The sequence below is a fragment of the Amycolatopsis rifamycinica genome (genome assembly GCF_000695625.1).
GTDB classification, from domain to species: domain Bacteria; phylum Actinomycetota; class Actinomycetes; order Mycobacteriales; family Pseudonocardiaceae; genus Amycolatopsis; species Amycolatopsis rifamycinica.
In genome coordinates this window covers 73237-87276 of record NZ_JMQI01000054.1, presented here as the reverse complement: position 1 = coordinate 87276, position 14040 = coordinate 73237, and the positions used below count along the sequence as shown (strand labels likewise).

Below are 14040 nucleotides of genomic sequence, written 5' to 3'. Positions count from 1 at the left end.
TCAGCCCGGCGGCGTGAACGGGTTGTCGTCGGGCACCGGCGGGCCGGACGGCGGAGCCGGCGATGCGGCCCAGTGCGACGGCGCGGCGGGCGGCCCGCCCGTGACCACCGCCGGGTACCCCGGTTGATCCGGCGCCGGCGCCGAGGGCCGCGGCAGGTGGCCCCGCGCCGCCTCGACCTGCGCCACGTACGCCTGGAACGCCCGGGCGTGGTCGCGGTTGCGCCGCTCCGCCAGCACCGCCGCCAGGAACGCCCACGGCGGCACCCCGGGCGGCACCGGCGTGCCCAGCGCGTTCCCCATCTGCTGCGCGAGCCCCCAGCCGAGCGCGTGCGACGCCTCCGGCCGCAGCTCGCGGAACCGGGCGAGGAATTGCCGGCTCGCCAGCGCGAGGTCGTCCGGCAGGCGCGTCAGGTCGAGCTGCGCCGCCCAGCCCTCGAGGCCCGGCGGCATCCCGATCGCCGCGTACCCGGGGCCCTCCGGGACCCGCTCGCGGATCACCAGCGTCCCGGCCAGGAAGTCGCCGACGCGGCGGCCGTTCGACGAGCACAGCGACACGATCACCGCGACCGCGCCGAACAGCCCGAGCGCCCAGAAGTCGACGACGAAACCGGCGAGCCCGCGCACGAGCGCGTGCCGGAACCGGATCGGGCCGCCGTCGACGCGGACCACCCGCAGCCCCACCGCCATCTTGCCCAGCGAGCGGCCGCGCGTGAGCGTCTCGGACACCACCGGGTAGCCGACCATGATCAGCACCACGAACACCAGCAGCAGCGTCAGGAACAGCGACTCGTCGGCGAACGGCACCACGAGCGTGAGCAGCAGGACCGCCCCCAGCAGCAGCGCGAACTGCAGGAGCACGTCCAGCGCCATCGCCAGCGCGCGGCTGGCGAGCTTGGCCACGCGCAGGTCCAGGACGACCGCTTCGCCGGTGACCAGCTCCGATTCCTCGTGCACGTGGCCCAGCGTATCGACGGATAGGGTGGTCGGCGTGGATGTGGACGTGTTCGTCGCCGCGCACACGGCGGAGTGGAACCGGCTCGGCGAGCTGACCCGGCGCGGCGGCAAGCTGACCGGGCCGGAAGCCGACGAGCTGGTCACGCTCTACCAGCGGACCGCGACGCACCTGTCGATCGTGCGGTCGGTCGCGCCGGACCCGGCGCTGCTCGGCCGGCTGTCCGACCTGGTCGCCCGCGGCCGGTCGGCGGTGTCCGGGGCGCACAACCCGGCCTGGCGCGAGGTCGCCGTGTTCTTCACGCGCCGGTTCCCGGCCGCGGTCTACCTGTCGCGGCGCTGGTGGATCCCGGCCGCGCTGGTGTCGATCGCGGTGATGGCGGTGATCGCCGTCTGGGTCGCGCGCGACCCGGTCGTGCGCGCGTCGCTGGGGACGCCGGACGAGCTGCGCGAGCTGACCAAGCCGGGCGGCGACGCGGAAACCTACTATTCGACCGGCCCGGCGGCGTCCTTCGCGGCGCGGGTGTGGACGAACAACGCGTGGGTGTCGGCGACCTGCCTGTTCCTCGGGGTCGCTTTGGGCCTGCCGGTGATCGCCGCGCTCTGGCTGAACTCGCTCAACGCGGGGATGATCATCGGCGCGATGAGCGCGGCGGGCCGCGGCGACGTGATGATCGGTCTCCTGCTGCCGCACGGGCTGCTGGAGCTGACGGCGGTGTTCGTCGCCGCGGGCACGGGACTGAGGCTCGGCTGGACGGTGATCGACCCGGGCCGCCGCTCCCGCACGGCGGCGCTGGCCGAGCAGGGCCGGTCGGTGGTGGTGATGGCGCTGGGGCTGACGTGCGTGCTGCTCGTGTCGGGGGTCATCGAGGCGTTCGTGACGCCCTCGGGCTGGCCGACGTGGCTGCGGGTGGGCATCGGCGCGGTGGTGGAGCTCGCGTTCCTGGCCTACGTGTTCACGCTCGGCCGCCGCGCGGCGAAGGACGGCGAGGTCGGCGACCTCGACGCGCGCGACGCCGGGGACGCCCTGCCCGAGGCCGCCTGACTCAGAGCCGCCCGGCGGCTTTCAGGGCCAGGTAGCGGTCCGCCAGCGCCGGGGGCAGTTCCTCCGGGACCGCGTCCACCACGCTCACCCCGTGCCGGACCAGGCGCTCGGTCACGCGCTGGCGCTCGGCTGTGGTGCGGGCCGCCGAAGCCGCGTCGTAGACCGCTTCCGCGTCGCCGCGGGCCTTCAGCATCTCCGCCACCCTCGGGTCCGCCACCGACGCCACCACCAGCTCGTGCCGCCCGGTCAACGTGCTCAGCACCGGGAACAACCCCTCCTCCAGCGGTGCCGCGTCCAGCCCGGTCAGCAGGACGACCAGCGCCCGGCGCCGCGTCCGCCGGAGGACCTCCGCGACCATCCCCCGCGCGTCCGTCTCGACCAGGGACGGCTCGAGCGGGGCCATCGCGTTCACCAGCGACGTCAGCAACGACGCCCCCGACGACCCCTGCACCGCCGCGCGCAGGCGCCGGTCGTAGGCCAGCAGGTCGACGCGGTCGCCGGCGCGGGTGGCCAGCGCCGCCAGCAGCAACGCCGCGTCCATCGCCGCGTCGAGGCGGGGTGCGTCGCCCACGCGGCCCGCCGAAACCCGGCCCGTGTCGAGGACCAGCACCACGTGCCGGTCGCGCTCGGGGCGCCAGGTGCGGACCATGACGTCGGCCGCACGGGCCGTCGCGCGCCAGTCGATCGACCGGACGTCGTCGCCGATGACGTACTCGCGCAGCGAGTCGAACTCCGTGCCCTGGCCCCGGATCAGCACCGCGTTGCGGCCGTCGAGCTGCTGCAGCCGCGCCAGCCGCGACGGCAGGTGCTTGCGGCTGTGGAACGGCGGCAGCACGCGGACCGTCCACGGCACCGCGTGCGAACCCTGCCGGGCGGCCAGGCCCAGCGGCCCCACCGACCGGACCGTGACCCGCGCCGCCGTCCGGTCACCCCGCCGCGTCGGCCGCAGCGCCGTCACCAGTGCCCGCCGCTCCCCCGCCGGGACGCGCACGGCGTGGCGGTCGGACGCGCCCGCGCTCGGCGGCCACGCGTCGCGCAGCTGCCCGCGCACCGGCCGCCGTCCCGGGTTGGCCACCACGAGCGTCACCTCGCACGGCTCGCCGAGCCGGACCGACGTGTCACCCGAGCGCGAAAACCGCAGCGCCCGCACGCTTCCCGCCAGCACGAGATCGGCGACGACGAGCACCAGCAGCACCGCGCCGACCACCAGGATCCCGGTGGCCGACGGCAGGAGCAGCCCGACCACCAGCGCGCCGAACAGCGCCAGCAGCCCGAGCCTTCCGGTGACGGCCATGTCAGCGCGGCACGGGCACGGACGCGAGCACGCGGTCCACCACGCCGTCCGCGGTGACGCCCTCGAGCTCGGCCTCCGGCCGCACGTCCAGGCGGTGCCGCAGCGCGGGCCGGGCGAGCGCCTTGACGTCGTCGGGCGTCGCGTAGTCGCGTCCGGCGAGCCACGCCCAGGCCCGCGTCACCGCGAGCAGCGCCGTGGCCCCACGGGGGGAAACGCCGATCCGCACCGACGGCAGCGACCGCGTCGCCCGGCACAGGTCGACGACGTACCCGATCACCTCGGGCCCGATCGTCACCCGCGCCACGGCTTCGCGCGCCGCCGCGAGTTCCGGGGCACCGGCGACCGCCTTCAGCCCCGCCGCCGCGAGGTTGCGCGGGTCGAAGCCCTGCGCGTGCCGCCACAGGATGCCGATCTCGTCCTCGCGGGAGGGCGCCGGCATGGTCAGTTTGAGCAGGAACCGGTCCAGCTGCGCCTCCGGCAGCGGGTAGGTGCCCTCGTACTCCACCGGGTTCTGGGTGGCGATCACGATGAAGGGGTCCGGCAGCGGCCGCGACTTGCCGTCGATCGAGACCTGCCGCTCCTCCATCGCCTCCAGCAGTGACGACTGCGTCTTCGGCGGGGTCCGGTTGATTTCGTCGGCGAGCAGCAGGTTGGTGAACACCGGCCCCTCGCGGAAGGAGAATTCGCCGCTGTGCGCGTCGTAGACGATCGAGCCGGTGACGTCGCCGGGCATCAGGTCCGGGGTGAACTGGACGCGGGTGGTCTCCAGGTCCAGTGCCGCGGCCAGGGCCCGCACCAGCAGCGTTTTCGCCACGCCGGGGACGCCTTCGAGCAGCACGTGCCCCCGGCAGAGCAGGGCCAGGATCAGCCCGGTCACGGCGGCTTCGTTGCCGACGACGGCCTTGCCGACCTCGGCGCGCAGCGCGATCAGCGCGTCGCGGGCCCCGGTCGCGTTCTCGGTACCGCTGGTCAAGTTCGCCCTGCCTCTCGTTCCAGGTCGTCGAGTTCGCCGGCCAGCCGGACCAGCGCGGGGTCGTCCGGCACCGGCGGGCCGTAGAGGAGCGCGCCGACGTCGTTGGCCTGCCGTCCGGTCCGCGTGCTCACCGAGGCCACCAGCACCTGCGCGTCCGCGTCGCGCGGCAGCCCCAGCGCGGTGCGCAACCGGCCGCGCGCCGCCTCCCGCAGCGTCTCGCCCGCGTGGCCGGCCGCCTTCGCCCGCCGGTACAGCCGGGCGCGGCCCTCGGCCGTTTCGGCCGCGCGCACGACGATCGGCAGCGGCTCGGTGACCACCGGGCCGAGCCGGCGGGCCCGCCACAGCGCCAGCAGGGCGACGGCGACGAAGGCCTGCGCGGCGCCGTAGTACCAGCCGTCCGGGATCAGGTCGAAGATCGACCGGCGGGAGTCGTCCAGCGCCGGGTCCGACACCGACGGCAGGTACCAGACGAGCTTCGGGTGCGCGCCGAGCAGGCGCAGCGCCAGCGCCGCGTTGCCCTGGTCGGCGAGCCGCGCGTTGGTCAGCGGCGCCGGGGAACCGAGCAGCGTCGTCGTGCCGCCGCCGTCGGCGAGCTGCAGCAGCGTCCCGCCGCCGTCCCCGCCCGGGTAGCACGAACGCGCGCCGGGCGACGCGTAGCCGATTCCGCCGAGCGTGACCTCGCCCGCCGCGACGGCCGCGGCGACCGTGCACTGCGGCTTCAGCGTTTCGACGTCGTTGCGGCCGGCGGCGTGCACCAGCGGCAGCGAATCACGCAGCGTCGCCTGCCCCGGCGCCACCAGGACGACGTCGCCGGCGCGCTCCCGCAGCGCGTCGAACTGCTTCGCCGGGGCCAGATCGGGAGAGGTGACCAGCAGCGTCGTGTCTTCGCCCGCTTCGGCGGCCACTTCGGCGGCCGTGCGCGCGGTCCGGACGGCCACGCCCTGGTCCTTCAGCAGTTCCACCACGGCGTGCGCGCCGCCGGGTTCGAAGGAGCCGGGTTCGAGGGCGCCGTGGGCCTGTTCGCCGCGGCCGAGCAGGAGCACGGCGCCGGTGACGAAGATCAGCACGAGCAGGGCGAGCGGAACCCGGGCCCCGCGCCAGATCCGGCGCAGGTCGGGCGAGACCGCGGTGCTCATGCCGCCTCCGCGGGAGGAAGTACGTCGGCGGTGCTCACGCTCACGGGGCCGCCACGGCGACCGGTCGTTCACGGCGGCAGCGTTCGTCCAGCTCGGTCAGGGCCTGGTACGCCGCTTCGGTGCCTGCCCGGCCGCCGTAGTGGACGTCGTCGAAGAGCCGGGCCCCCTGCCGCAGCTGATCCGCGACGTTCGGCAGCAGCAGCCCGGCTTCGGCGGCCGCCTCGTCCGCGGTCCGGCCGGAGCGGGTGTCGAGCAGCGCGCGTTCCTCCAGCGCCCGCACGACGGCCCGGAAGCGGTCGCGGACGGCGTCGTCGAACCGGCCCGCGGCGGCGGCTTCCGCGGCCGAGCGGCGGTAGTCGGCGGCACTCTTGCGCTGCCCGCCGAAGACCAGGCGATCGGCCCGCGCCGAGCCGGCGATCTTGCCGGTGCGCAACCGGATCACCACGACGAGGACGACCAGCAGCACGACGATCAGCACCACGCCGAAGATCCCGCCGGGAACGTCCGAGGACAGGCTGTTGAGCAGCTTCTCCAGCTGCTCCGAAAGCCACTGGCCGATCTGCTCGAGGAACCCCGGCCGCGCCTCCCGGTACCTCGGGTCGGACAGCTCCTCCGCGGCCGCGCGGCGGGCGGCGTCCCGGTCGATGTCGACCGGGACGTCCACGGGCCGGAAGATCACCATGCCTGCGGCGGCTGCACCCCGGCGGCGCGGGCCAGCTCGATGTCCATGCCTTCGCGGCGCATCCGCTGGTCGAGGTAGACGATCACGGTGACCAGCGCGACGAACGGGATGGCGACGGTGCCGGCGATGATCTGCCCGGCCGCCGCCAGCAGCAGGTCACCGGTGCTCGGCACGGTCACCTTGCCCGGGGTGAACATCTGGCTGAACACGCCCGTGCCGACGGTGAACGGCAGCTGGATGATGTTCTCGAAGAACGACTCGATGATCCGGGCCAGCAGCAGCACCCCGAGCACCCGCCAGAACGCGCCGCCGACCAGCTTGACCGACCGCGCGAACGCCTCCCGGAACGTCCCGCGCTCCAGCACGAGCGCCGGGGCGGCCAGCGCCCAGAACACCCAGGCGAGCACGCCGGGGATGATGCAGAGCATGACGCCGATGGTGCTCAGCAGCGCGTAGACGAACGCCACGCCGAGCAGCGGCAGCAGCCGCGGCTGCACCTCGCGCCAGGCGATGCCGAAGGTGACCTCGCGGCCCAATGCGGCGCGGCCCATCACCGCGGCCATCAGGCCGGTGGTGACGGTCAGCAGGAACGTGGAGAGCAGCGTCGAGGAGATCAGCACGACGAAGAGGTCGCCGAACGTGCCGAACAGGGCGTTGCGGAGCTCCTCGTCGGTCGCCGCCGGGCCGAGCTCGACCGTCGTGGCGAAGCCCTTCAGGTCCGTCAGGAGGTACTTCTGCAGGACGAAGGTGAGCGCGGCGGTGATCACCGCCACCACCGCGCCGATGCCGAGCACCAGCAGCGCGTGCCGGCGGATCGCGGTGATCGCGCCGTCGAGGATGTCGCCGATGTTGAGCGGCCGCAGCGCGATCACGCCGGGCTTGCCGAGCCCGTGGGGGTTCCAGCGCGGCGGCTGGTACTGCTGCTGGTACTGGGGCTGCTGCTGACCGGTGAACGGCGGCAGCGCTCCCGGCTGGTGGGCGGGCGCGTGCTGCCAGCCCGGGGGCGGCGTCGGCGGGGCCGCCTGCGCGTCCGGCGCCTGCCAGCCCCGCGGCGGCGTCGCCGGTGACGCCCCGTGATCTTCGGGCCGCTTCGGCTCACCCGATCCGGGGGCGGAAGCCGAGGGCACGCCCTGGCTCGGAGTCGGCGTGTCGGCGCCCTCGCCGCCGGGCGCGCCACCGGTGTCTGTCATCGAAGCCCCTCGCCTGCAGTCCCTGCTTGACCACACTCTCTCAGAGCCGGTTGCACCCGGCCAGACCTGGGGTGACGTCGGTGTGCCGTGACGCGGTGCGCACGGACGGGTGCGAGACGGCCCGTTCCCCCGATATGCTGAATGGCGGGATCGGGTACCCCCGGTCCGTACCGAGACCCTTCGGGACTGCCCAGTGACGCAACCGCCCCCCGGCCAGGTACCGCCTCGCGGAACCGTCCAGCCGCCGCCGGTGCCGGATGCGCAACCGGATCTCCCGTGGCTGGGCCGCCCGCACACCGTGTCCGCACCGAAGCGCCGTTCACCGGCGGCGGTGATCGGCGTCTGCCTCGGCGCGGTGGCCGTGCTGGTGCTCGGGCTGGTCGCGATCGTCGCCCTCAACCGCGACGACACCCCGCTGGCGAACCCGAACCTCCGCGACGTCCCGTCGTCGCAGGACGTCCCCCCGCAGCAGCTGCCGCCCGGCGGCGCGGGTGCCCCGGCGTCGGCGTCGAACCCGGCGACCGAGTTCTCGACCCCCAGCCCCACCGGCCCGCAGAAGGTCCTCAAGCTGGCCGACCACCCGATCCTGCAGGACCCGAACGCCGGCCTGCAGAACCGCGTCTGCACGCTGCCGTCCTGGCAGAGCACGCAGGCGGGCGCGGAAGCGTTCTTCACCGCCGCCAGCAAGTGCCTCGACGCGGCGTGGGGCCCGTTCCTGACGGCCTACCGCCTGCCGTTCACGTCGCCGTCGCTGCACTTCCCGACCGGCGCGAGCTTCGAAACCGAGTGCGGCACCATCCAGGTCGGCATCGCGACGGCCGCGTACTACTGCGAAAACAACCTGTACGTCCCGTTCCGCGGGCTGCAGACCGACCAGTACGGCAACAACCCGGGTGTCTACCTGGCCCTGTTCGCCCACGAGTACGGCCACCACGTGCAGGAGGTCGCCGGGCTGATGGACGCGGCCTGGCAGAAGATCTACGAGGCCGGCCAGAACAGCCCGGCCGGGCTCGAGATGTCGCGGCGCAAGGAACTGCAGGCCCAGTGCTTCTCGGGGATGTTCCTCGGCGCGCACGTCGACCAGGGCGGCACGATCTCCCGCGACATGTACAACAAGGCCTGGAACGACCAGGAGACCCGCGGCGACAACACCTCCCGCAGCCACGACCACGGGACGAACGCGCACTACGCGTCCTGGTGGCGGGCGGGCGCGACGAGCAACCGGATCGCCGACTGCAACACCTTCGCGGCGCCGTCGTCCGAGGTCAGCTAGCGGTTCGGGGGCGCAGCGGGATGCTCAGCCAGAGGTAGGCGAACATCCCGCCGGAGAAGCACGCGAACACCAGCAGCGCCAAGCCGAGCGGGCGCCGGGCGTCCGACGCGCCCATCGACGTGTCCGCGAGGTGGACGGTGACCGGGCCCTGGTCCGGCAGCACGTCCGGCACCGCGACCTCGACGCGTTCGCCCTGGCCGTGCCCGCAGCCGTCGAGCGTGCCTTCGTGGGCCTTCCCGCCGACGCTGAACTTGACGGTTTCCCTCGTGTCCGCTCGGTCGCACGGCGCCGGCTTGGTGACCTCCGCCCGCACCGGAGCGCCCAGGACGTCGTTGTCGATACCGAGCAGCCCGGGGCCGGCCAGCCAGGCGAGCAGCACGACGAGCACACCCGCCGCGGCGGGGATCGCCACCGTGGGCCACCTGAGGGCGAGGGATCGCGGGGGCACCCGGTCATGGTTCCAGATCCCGCGGGCAAAACCCAGGTGCCCTGGTCAGCGCTCGATCTTCTCCGCCTGGGTCACCTTCTTGACGTACAGCAGCTTGTCGCCCGGTTCGATGGCGTCCGCCTGCGGGGCGTCGATGCGGTAGAGGACGCCGTCGCGGACCAGGCCGAGGACGAGGTCGCCCAGGTGCCGCGGCGACCCGCCCTCCTCCGACGGCTCGACCGGCCGCTCGGCGATCGCCAGGCCGGATTCGGGGGTCAGCAGGTCCTCCATGATGTCGACGACCAGCGGCGTCGACGTCGCCATGCCGAGCAGCCGCCCGGCCGTCTCGCTCGAGACGACGACCTGGTTGGCGCCCGACTGCTTGAGCAGGTGGACGTTCTCCGCCTCCCGCACCGACGCGACGATGTGCGCCTTGGGCGCCAGTTCGCGGGCGGTGAGCGTGACGAGCACCGCTGTGTCGTCGCGGTTCGGGGCGACCACGACCGCGCGCGCGTGCTGGACCGCGGCCACGCGCAGGACGTCCGCCCGGGTGGCCGAACCGTGCACGGCGACGAGGCCGAGCGCGCTCGCCGCGTCGAGGGCCTGCTGGTCGGTGTCGACGACGACGATCTGCTCCGGGGCGATGTTCTCGTCGCCGAGCAGCGCGTTGACGGCGGACCGGCCCTTGGTGCCGAACCCGACGACGACGGTGTGGTCGCGCACCTTCGTCCTCCACTTCTGGATCTTGAACGCCTGGCGGGATCGCTCGGTGAGCACCTCGAGGGTGGTCCCGACCAGGACGATGAGGAAGAGCACCCGCAGCGGGGTGATCACCAGGACGTTCACCAGCCGGGCGGACGACGTGGCGGGCGCGATGTCGCCGTAGCCGGTCGTCGACAGGGACACGGTGGCGTAGTAGAGGCTGTCCAGCAGGGACAGGCCGTCGCCGTTGGCGTCGCGGTAGCCGTCGCGGTCGAGGTAGACGATGACGACCGTGGCCAGCAGCGCGAGCGTCGCGCCGATGATCCGCTTGACGATCGAGCGGAGCGGGCTGACGGTCAGCTCCGGCATCCGCAGGATGCCGACGAGCTCGTGGTCGGGCCGATCGGTGAGACTGCCCAGCGGCAATCGTTTGAGGGCCTTCATGCTGGCTCGTGTCGAGCGTCACTCACGCCCGGAGGATAGCCGAACCGGACACCGCGCCGCCGCGTGGAACGATGACTTGATGGCAACCTCGCAACGGCCCGCGCACCTGTTGGCGGGCGCTTTGGGCTTCATGGGCGTCCTGCACTTCGCGGTGCCGAAGCCGTTCGACGGCCTGATCCCGCGGTCCCTCCCGGGGTCCCGCCGGGCCTGGACGTACGGTTCCGGCGTGGCCGAGCTGGCGGTCGCGGCCGCGGTGGCGACACCCCGCACCCGCCGTCTCGGCGGCCTCGCGGCGGCCCTGCTGTTCCTGGGCGTCTTCCCGGGCAACGTGAAAATGGCGATCGACGCCTCTTCGGCCCCGGCCCCGCAGCGCGCGATCGCCTGGGCCCGCCTCCCCCTCCAGTGGCCCCTGATCGCCTGGGCCCTGAAGGTCCGCGACAACGCGTAACCCGCGTGATCCGAGAGGCATCACCCGTGTCTGAGCGGGCATCACCCGTGTCTCCAGAGGCATCACGGCCGATGCCCGCCTGATCACGCGTGATGCCCCTCCAATCACGCGTGATGCCTCTCCGGTCACGGAAGATGCCCCGCGGGTCACGCCTCGGGAATGTCTCGGAGCAAGCTGCGGAGGGCTTCCGGGGCCAGGAGGTCGGCGGGGCGGATCGTGCGGTTCGCGCGGACGTAGTGGAAGGCCGCGCGGACCTGCTCCACCGGGACGTTCTTCAGTGCCGCCCAGGCCATCCGGTACGCCGCCAGCTGGACCGACAGGGCCGGGATGCGGGACTCCGGCGGGACCGAGCCGGTCTTCCAGTCGACCACCGTCCAGCCGCCGTCGGGGTCGGCGAAGACCGCGTCCATGCGGCCGCGCAGGGTGAGGCCTTCGACGTCGGCCGAGAACGTCACCTCCACCGCCACCGGGACCCGGGACGCCCACTCGCTCTTCTCGAACTCCGTCTGCAGTTCCTCGAAGTCCGCGTCGGGGGCCTCGCCGAAGTCGGCCGCACCCGGGAGGTCGTCGATCTCGATGAGCTGGTCGCCCGCGAACCGGCGTTCCAGCCAGCCGTGGAACTCCGTGCCGCGGCGGGCGAAGCTGTTGGGCTCCACCGGGAGCGGACGGCGCAGGTCGGCGGCGAGCCGGGCGGCGTCGTCGGCCAGGGCGACCAGCTGGCTCACCGAAAGCCGGGACGGCAGCGGGACCAGCTTGACGTGGTCGTCCTTGCGCGCCCACTCCTCCAGCAGGACGTCGGTGTCGGTCACCCAGCCGTCGGGATCGTCCTCTTCTTCCTCCTCCTCTTCGGAGGACGCGGCAGCCAGCGCCTCGGACACGAGTTCCACGCCGGTCTGCACGCCGGTGCGGCGATCGGCCAGCGGGTCGACCGGCCAGCGCGCCGCCCGCGAATCCGACACCAGCGGGTTCTCGTCGTCCTCAGTGGGCTCCGGCGCCCACTCGGCGAGCTGCCCGACGCCGGTCTCGCGCAGGACGCCGGCGATCTCGGTGAGGAACTCCGACGGCCCCTTGGCCCGGCTGCTGCTTTCGTTCCACCAGTGCCCGGAGACGATCAGCGCGTGCTCGGACCGGGTCAGCGCGACGTAGCAGAGCCGCCGTTCCTCCGACTGTTCCCGCTCGACGAACCCGGCTTCGTGCAGTTCCAGCCCTTCTTGGACTTCCTTGCGGTCGTAGCCCTCGGCGATACGCAGCTCCGGCAGGTCCTCGGCGTCACCGCGCAACGCGGCCGGCAGCGACGTCGCCGTCCGCAGCCACGACGACGACCGCCGCCGTCCGGGGAACACCTCGTGCACCAGGTGCGGCACGGCGACGACCTCCCACTCGAGGCCCTTCGCCGAGTGCACGGTCAGCACCTGCACCCGGTCCGGCACGACCTCGACCTCGCCCGGGGTGAGCCCGTCTTCGGCGTGCGCGGCGGTGTTCAGGTAGTCCACAAAGGACAGCAGGGTGGCCGTCGGCGCCGTCTCGGCGTAGTCGGTGACGACTTCGGCGAACGCGTCCAGGTGCGCCCGCCCCGCGGAGCCCGGCCGGGCCAGTGATTCGACGTCCAGCAGCATCGTGCGTTCGACGTCGGCGACGAGCTCCGGCAGCGACTGGTCGAGCCGCCGCCGCAGCGCGGCCAGCTCCCAGCCGATCCGCCGGATGCGCTGGTAGCCCTCTCCGGAGTACCGCGCCGGGTCACCCGGCTCGTCGATCGCGTCGATCAGCCCGGCCTGCTCGACGCGCTCGACGACCAGCTCCGGCGTGTCCGGCTTCTCCGGGCTGGAGAGCTCGCCGGCCCGCCGCCAGAGCGCGGCGACGTCGGCGGCCGACAGCCGCCAGCGGGCGCCGGTCAGCAGCCGGGCCGCCGCGCTGCCGGACAGCGGGTCCGCGAGCACCTTCAGCGTCGACACGAGGTCCGCGACCTCGGGCTCGTCCAGCAGCCCGCCGAGCCCGACGACCTCGACCGGCAGCCCGCGCGCCCGCAGTTCGGCGGCGATCGGGGCCATGTCGGCGCGGCGCCGCACCAGCACCGCGGCGGTCGGCGGCTTGCCGGTCTGTTCCTGGTGGGCGTACCAGCGCCGGGCGAGGGCGTCGGCGACCCACGCGCGCTCGGCGCGGATGTCCGGCATCAGCGCGCACGCGATGTCCGCGGCGCCGGCGCCTTCGCGCGCCCGCAGCCGTTCGACGCCGAGGCCGCGCGCGCGCAGCGGTTCGGCGATCGCGTTCGCGAGCTCCAGGATTTCCGGGGGGTTGCGGAAACTGGTCAATAGCCCGAATTCGTGCGCGGGGACGAGCCGTTCGCCGTCGAAGCGCGGGAAGTCCGTGGTGAACCGGGGCAGGTTGGCCGCGCTGGCCCCGCGCCAGCCGTAGATGGCCTGCGCGGGGTCGCCGACGGCGGTGACCGGCATCGGCGGGTTCTCGACGCCGCCGAACAGCGCCCGCAGCAGCACGCGCTGGGCGTGCCCGGTGTCCTGGTACTCGTCGAGCAGCACGGCGCCGTAGCGCTCGCGCTCGCCGCGCACGACCGACGGGTACCCCCCGGCGAGCTGGGCGGCCAGCGACATCTGGTCGGCGAAGTCGAGCGCGCCTTCGTTGCGCTTGCGGCGGTGGTAGTCCTCGACGAGCGGCAGCAGCGCGAGCCGGAAGTGTTGCGCGGCCATGATTTCGGTGAGCTTCTGCGGCAGCGCGGCCCGCTGGCCCTTGGCGCGCGGCGCGTTCTCGATGACGCGGCACAGCCACGTCGTGTACTCGGCGAGCTGCTCGGTGGAGACGAGGTGCTCGCCGAGCTCCCCGGCCAGGGCGAGCACGTCCGCGGTGACGGTCGGCGGGACGCGGTCGGTGTCGAGTTCGTTGTCCCAGGTGGACACCACGCGGTGCGCGATCTGCCACGACGAGGTTTCGGAGAGGAGCCGGACACCGGGCTGGACCGGCAGGCGCAGGCCGTGTTCGGAGAGCAGCCGCCCGGCGTAGGCGTGGTAGGTGAGGACGGTGGGTTCGCCGGCGACGACGGTGGACCGCAGGCCGCCGGTCGGGTCGAGCCGGTCGAGCAGCCCGGACCCGGCGAGGCGGCGCAGCCGCGCCCGGACGCGTTCGCCGAGCTGGCGCGCGGCCTTGCGGGTGAAGGTGAGGCCGAGGACCCGATCGGGGCTGACGATGCCGTTGGCGACGAGCCAGACCACGCGCGCGGCCATGGTCTCGGTCTTCCCGGCCCCGGCCCCGGCGACCACGAGCGACGGTTCGACGGGCGCGGCGATGACGGTGGCCTGCTCGGGCGTCGGCCGGTGCAGCCCGAGCGCGTCGGCGAGTTCGGCGGGCTCGACCGGGTTGGCGATGAGCAGCGGGCTCACGCGCACCCCCCGCGGGCACTTTCCCGTAAAGGTGCCCCTCGACGACGGCCCAAAGCGCCACTTTCACGTGAAAGTGGCGCTTTGTC

General features: G+C 73.8%; 12 protein-coding genes. 3 read left to right on the top strand and 9 right to left on the bottom strand.

The features are described from left to right. Entirely contained in the window at nucleotides 1-954 is a 954-nt protein-coding gene (locus tag DV20_RS25460; protein ID WP_043784408.1) for an RDD family protein, read from the bottom strand. A gap of 34 nt (nucleotides 955-988) precedes the next feature. Between DV20_RS25460 and DV20_RS25455 the strand changes: the two genes are divergently transcribed. Then, the gene (locus DV20_RS25455; protein ID WP_043784500.1) at nucleotides 989-1996 is read left to right on the top strand and encodes a stage II sporulation protein M; all 1008 of its coding nucleotides are present in this window, start codon (nucleotides 989-991) and stop codon (nucleotides 1994-1996) included. A gap of 1 nt (nucleotide 1997) precedes the next feature. Here the strand turns inward: DV20_RS25455 and DV20_RS25450 are convergent, their stop codons facing one another. From DV20_RS25450 to DV20_RS25430, 5 genes are read right to left on the bottom strand one after another with little or no spacing between them, the layout of a single operon-like run. After that, nucleotides 1998-3290, bottom strand: a complete 1293-nt coding sequence (locus DV20_RS25450) for a DUF58 domain-containing protein (protein WP_043784407.1) — start codon at nucleotides 3288-3290, stop codon at nucleotides 1998-2000. A gap of 1 nt (nucleotide 3291) precedes the next feature. Further along, the gene (locus DV20_RS25445) at nucleotides 3292-4263 is read right to left on the bottom strand and encodes an AAA family ATPase (protein WP_043784406.1); all 972 of its coding nucleotides are present in this window, start codon (nucleotides 4261-4263) and stop codon (nucleotides 3292-3294) included. Next, nucleotides 4260-5399: a DUF4350 domain-containing protein gene (locus DV20_RS25440; RefSeq protein ID WP_043784405.1), complete on the bottom strand. Its 1140-nt coding sequence runs from the start codon at nucleotides 5397-5399 to the stop codon at nucleotides 4260-4262. The genes DV20_RS25445 and DV20_RS25440 overlap by 4 nt, the downstream gene beginning before the upstream one ends. A 40-nt stretch (nucleotides 5400-5439) precedes the next feature. After that, nucleotides 5440-6081: a DUF4129 domain-containing protein gene (locus DV20_RS25435; RefSeq protein ID WP_043784404.1), complete on the bottom strand. Its 642-nt coding sequence runs from the start codon at nucleotides 6079-6081 to the stop codon at nucleotides 5440-5442. Then, entirely contained in the window at nucleotides 6075-7271 is a 1197-nt protein-coding gene (locus tag DV20_RS25430; RefSeq protein WP_043784403.1) for a membrane protein, read from the bottom strand. The genes DV20_RS25435 and DV20_RS25430 overlap by 7 nt, the downstream gene beginning before the upstream one ends. 250 nt (nucleotides 7272-7521) lie before the next feature. Between DV20_RS25430 and DV20_RS25425 the strand changes: the two genes are divergently transcribed. After that, entirely contained in the window at nucleotides 7522-8544 is a 1023-nt protein-coding gene (locus DV20_RS25425; protein WP_043784401.1) for a neutral zinc metallopeptidase, read from the top strand. Here DV20_RS25425 and DV20_RS25420 read toward each other — a convergent pair. Continuing rightward, nucleotides 8537-8956 (bottom strand): hypothetical protein, encoded by a 420-nt coding sequence (locus DV20_RS25420; RefSeq protein ID WP_043784399.1) that lies wholly within the window; start codon nucleotides 8954-8956, stop codon nucleotides 8537-8539. The two genes, DV20_RS25425 and DV20_RS25420, sit on opposite strands and share 8 nt — an antisense overlap. A gap of 81 nt (nucleotides 8957-9037) precedes the next feature. Continuing rightward, a complete protein-coding gene (locus DV20_RS25415) occupies nucleotides 9038-10117 on the bottom strand; it encodes a potassium channel family protein (protein ID WP_043784398.1) in 1080 nt (359 codons plus the stop codon). A gap of 79 nt (nucleotides 10118-10196) precedes the next feature. Here DV20_RS25415 and DV20_RS25410 point away from each other — a divergent pair, with 79 nt between their 5' ends. Next, nucleotides 10197-10565 (top strand): DoxX family protein, encoded by a 369-nt coding sequence (locus tag DV20_RS25410; protein WP_043784396.1) that lies wholly within the window; start codon nucleotides 10197-10199, stop codon nucleotides 10563-10565. Nucleotides 10566-10711: 146 nt separating this feature from the next. On the opposite strand, the gene DV20_RS25405 is transcribed toward DV20_RS25410, so the two are convergent. Beyond that, nucleotides 10712-13954, bottom strand: a complete 3243-nt coding sequence (locus tag DV20_RS25405; protein ID WP_043784497.1) for an ATP-dependent helicase — start codon at nucleotides 13952-13954, stop codon at nucleotides 10712-10714. Nucleotides 13955-14040 lie beyond the last annotated feature (86 nt).